Annotated in this window: 5 protein-coding genes and 2 pseudogenes; 4 read left to right on the forward strand and 3 right to left on the reverse strand. The window is 66.8% G+C overall.

Features of this window, described 5'->3' with window-relative positions; translation table 11 throughout:
- Positions 1–106, forward strand: a pseudogene (locus tag G5C62_RS28420) (IS982 family transposase); the annotation flags it as partial.
- A gap of 47 nt (positions 107–153) precedes the next feature.
- Here the strand turns inward: G5C62_RS28420 and G5C62_RS25935 are convergent.
- The 3 genes and pseudogenes from G5C62_RS25935 to msrA all read right to left on the reverse strand — a co-directional run bounded on the left by G5C62_RS25935 (position 154) and on the right by msrA (position 1,775).
- Positions 154–657, reverse strand: a complete 504-nt coding sequence (locus G5C62_RS25935) for a DUF417 family protein (protein WP_346774140.1) — start codon at positions 655–657, stop codon at positions 154–156.
- Between the two features lie 39 nt (positions 658–696).
- Positions 697–840, reverse strand: a pseudogene (locus G5C62_RS28810) (alkene reductase); the annotation flags it as partial.
- Between the two features lie 173 nt (positions 841–1,013).
- On the reverse strand, positions 1,014–1,775 hold the full coding sequence (gene msrA / locus G5C62_RS25940) for a peptide-methionine (S)-S-oxide reductase MsrA (protein WP_241176145.1): 762 nt from the start codon (positions 1,773–1,775) through the stop codon (positions 1,014–1,016).
- A 179-nt stretch (positions 1,776–1,954) separates the two neighbouring features.
- On the opposite strand from msrA, the gene G5C62_RS25945 reads away from it, so the two are divergent.
- From G5C62_RS25945 to msrB, 3 genes are all read left to right on the forward strand, one after another.
- A complete protein-coding gene (locus G5C62_RS25945; protein WP_164703269.1) occupies positions 1,955–2,209 on the forward strand; it encodes an anti-sigma factor in 255 nt (84 codons plus the stop codon).
- Positions 2,206–2,832, forward strand: coding sequence for an RNA polymerase sigma factor (locus G5C62_RS25950; RefSeq protein ID WP_206330871.1), 627 nt, complete (start codon positions 2,206–2,208; stop codon positions 2,830–2,832). The genes G5C62_RS25945 and G5C62_RS25950 overlap by 4 nt, the downstream gene beginning before the upstream one ends.
- A gap of 230 nt (positions 2,833–3,062) precedes the next feature.
- Complete coding sequence (gene msrB, locus G5C62_RS25955) at positions 3,063–3,485, forward strand: peptide-methionine (R)-S-oxide reductase MsrB (protein ID WP_164703270.1); 423 nt, start codon at positions 3,063–3,065, stop codon at positions 3,483–3,485.
- Positions 3,486–3,725 lie beyond the last annotated feature (240 nt).

Below are 3,725 nucleotides of genomic sequence, written 5' to 3' on the forward strand. Positions count from 1 at the left end.
CTTGGTCCGGGTTTTACAACGCATCCTGGCCCTCACCGCGGCCATCTGGCACAACGACCACATCGGCGCACCGACCCCGCGATCACTGATCGCCTACGACCACTGACCCTTGGAATAGGTCATCTAGCGCGGGAGGCCAACGCCGGAGCCGGGCTATCGGCGTCTGGCGGCCTTCAGTGATTCGGCGGCTGTCAGCAGGGACGCCCCGAGCAGGACGCTGTCCTTCACCAGGAATTGTCCTGTCATCGACAGCTTCGGGGGTTTCCGGCCTTCCTGCCAAACTCCCGGCGTCGTGGCGAGGAAGCTCAGCGTTGTGAGGAAGGTCCCCACAGCACCAAGGCTGCCGATGGCGGATACACGCGGCGCGATCGGCTTCGCGGCGATCGCCGACCCCATGGCGATCTCCGCTACACCTATCAGCCGTGCCACCCGCTGCTCACCCAGCCTCTTTAAAAGGAGGGAGAACAGTGGGCTCGACGAGGTCAGAGGCCGAATATTCTCGACCTCGTATTCGTCGAACTTCAGCAGCCCAATCCACAGTAGGTTCAGCGCCAATCCGCTGCGCAGGGCCGTGGACCCTGCCGACTCCAGCGTCGTCGTACGTGTCTGCCAGATGGCCATCGCTACTTGATCCAATCGTGTCGATAAACGGGGCATGCGTTCCCGCGGCTCGAGGCCGGCGACGACCGCGGCATAGATCTGCTCGGTCTTGTGGTCGAGGACGTCGTTGAAGCTGTTGGCGGAAGAGACCCGCACCCCGGCCCGGTCGGGCACGATGGCCTCGGCGACCGCGGTGGAGACCTCGATGAGGAAACGAGCGCGGTGGTCCGCCGAGCCGCCGTAGCGGTCGGTCTACGGCGCCGAGTGCGGGTCGAGGGCGGCGTAGGCATCTCGCCGGTCAGAGGAAAGCACGCCATGTCAGCGCAGGCAATCTCACCGGCGCGGTAGTCCACGACCGAACGTCGCACGGGCGGTCGGTCGGGGACGGGTACTGAGGCCGTGCCCGCACCGGGTCAGCTGCTCACCGCGTAGCTGACCTGGCAAAAGCCGTGGTTGCAGTAACCGCCGGGGTTCTTGGCGAGGTACTGCTGGTGGTGTTCCTCGGCGTAGTAGAACGACCCGGCATCGATGATCTCGGTGCAGATCTTGCCATAGCCGGCATCGCGCAGTTGTGCCTGGTACTGGTTGCGCGACGCCTCGGCGGCGGCGCGCTGGCTGTCGTCGAAAACGTAGATCGTCGACCGGTACTGCGTGCCGACGTCGTTGCCCTGGCGGTTCGGCGTCGTTGGGTCGTGCTGCTCCCAGAAGGTTCTCAGCAGCTCCTCGTAGCTGACCTTCTCCGGGTCGTAGACCACCAAAACCACCTCGGCGTGGCCGGTCCGACCGCTGCAGACCTCGCCGTAGGTCGGGTTGGGCGTATAGCCGCCCGAGTATCCGACGGCGGTGCTGTACACCCCCTCCTGCTGCCAGAACAGCCGTTCGGCACCCCAGAAACAGCCCATGCCGAACATCGCCTGCACGTAGCCCTCCGGCCATGGCGCTCTCAGCGGCGTGTCCAGTACGTGATGCCGGTCCGGTACGGGAATCGGCTGCTGTCTGCCGCGCAGCGCCTCGCCCGGAGCCACCATCGCGGTCTTGTTCCGAATCATGAATCCTCCCTCATCGATCAGCGACCTCGCCAGCACACTGCGAGAAGCCGCCGACCGTTGGATACGTCGAGCGGCCTGTTCGTTACAGATGGGCCATCGTTCCCAGGGCGAGACCTCGAAGCTCACCCCGCGGAGGGGGCACTGCCTCCTCCCGGCCCCCGGCATGCGGGTCACGTCCGTCGGACGGCACAGGCAGGGACGGCACCTGTAGTCCGTCGCCGACGTCGCCCGAGCTCGGCCGGATCTACCCTGCCTCGTGGCGGCCTCATCGGGTCTGCCGCCCGAGCGACTCCTTGCGGGGGACGATGGAGACCGTGGACCTGACGTGCCAGCAGCTGGTGGAGCTGGTGACCGACTACCTCGAGAAGGCGCTGACCGAAGAGGAGCGGTGGCGTTTCCTCGCGCACCTGGACGGTTGCCGGGGCTGCCAGATTCATCTGGACCAGATCCGGACGACAGTGCGCGCGCTGGCCGCCGATCCTGACGATCCAGTGGCTCCCGGGGCGGAGGATCGGCTCGTCAGTCTGTACCGCCGCTGGATGCTGGACAAGCGGCGGTGACCGACGCCGACCTGCATGCGCTGCGCCGAGGGGACGAGGCGGCGTTCCGGGCATTCGTGCGTTCTCAGCACTCCTCAATGGTGCGGTTGGCGCGCATGTACGTGGATGATTCGGCCATCGCGGAAGAGGTGGTCCAGGAGACCTGGGTCGCCGTGCTGCGCGGACTGGAGAGCTTCGAGGGCCGTTCCTCTTTACGTACGTGGATCCATCGGATTCTGGTGAACGTCGCCAGGCGCTACTCCGGCCTGGAGTTTCGCTCGATCCCCTTCTCGTCCGTGGCCATAGCCGGGGAGGATGACCGAGCGGTGGATGCAGACCGTTTCCAGGACGACGGACCCTATGCCGGGCACTGGCTGAACCTGCCCGAGGATTGGTCAGCCCTGCCCCAGGAACGACTGCTCTCAAAGGAGGTCCGGCAAGTCGTTCAGGAGGCGGTTGACGAGCTGCCACCCGCCCAACGGGAGGTCATCGTGCTCCGCGACGTGCACGGCTGGTCCAGCGACGAGGTGTGTGAGCAGCTCCACCTCACCCCCGGTAACCAGCGCGTGCTGCTGCACCGCGCACGGGCACGGGTGCGCCGACGTCTCGAGGAGTACTTGGCGCCGGCCACGCTGCCCGGCTGATCTGCTGCGGTGTGGCCACGGCAAGAGCGCACCCCCCCCGCCGGTCAGTTGTCTCATGTGGACGGGTCGGCCACGTCGACGACCGGGTCCGGGCTGGGTGTCCGTGTGTTCGCCGGCGGCCCCCATCCTCGACCTCGGGTGTAACGGGCGAGCCGTCCCACTCCACTGATGCGTCGGCTCCCTCGACCGGCGAGGGGTGACGAGGGTCGAACCATGAGGAGGACCTGGGAATGACCGAGAAGGTCGACATGCCGCAGTCCGCGTGGCGTGCGCGCCTGGATCCTGAGCTGTACCGCATCCTGCGCGAGAAGGGCACCGAACCGCCGTTCACCGGCCGCTACTACGACAGCAAGACACCAGGCCGCTATCGCTGCGCCGGTTGCGGCCAGGAGTTGTTCTCCTCGGAGACGAAGTTCGACTCCGGCACTGGATGGCCGAGCTTCACGCAGCCGGTCCGTCCCTCTGCGGTCCGGGAGGAGGCGGACCGCGGTTTCGGCATGGTGCATACCGAGGTGATGTGCGCTCGGTGTGACGGTCACCTGGGCCACGTGTTCGACGACGGTCCCGCGCCCACCGGGCAGCGCTACTGCATCAACTCCGCCGCGCTCGAGCTGCAGGCGGACGGACAGCCGGATCCCGGCAGGAGCCGGTAGAGGCGGTGCGCGGCATGGGTTTCCTTCAGCGCGCTAGAAGAGCCCATGCCGGCTTCCCCGCCGTGGGCCGCGTCCTGCGGCAGGAAAGACACGTGTCACTGGCGCTGCCGGCACGGTCAAGTCCGCCGGCGTGGTGTGTGACGACTACCGCGTGATCTTCATGTCGGGTCAGGCGCTGAGCGCCGGGATAGTCGGCTGCGTGGTCACCTCCTGAGTGGTGCCGTCGGTGTCGGTGACGGT

Source organism: Modestobacter sp. KNN46-3 (assembly GCF_011039295.1).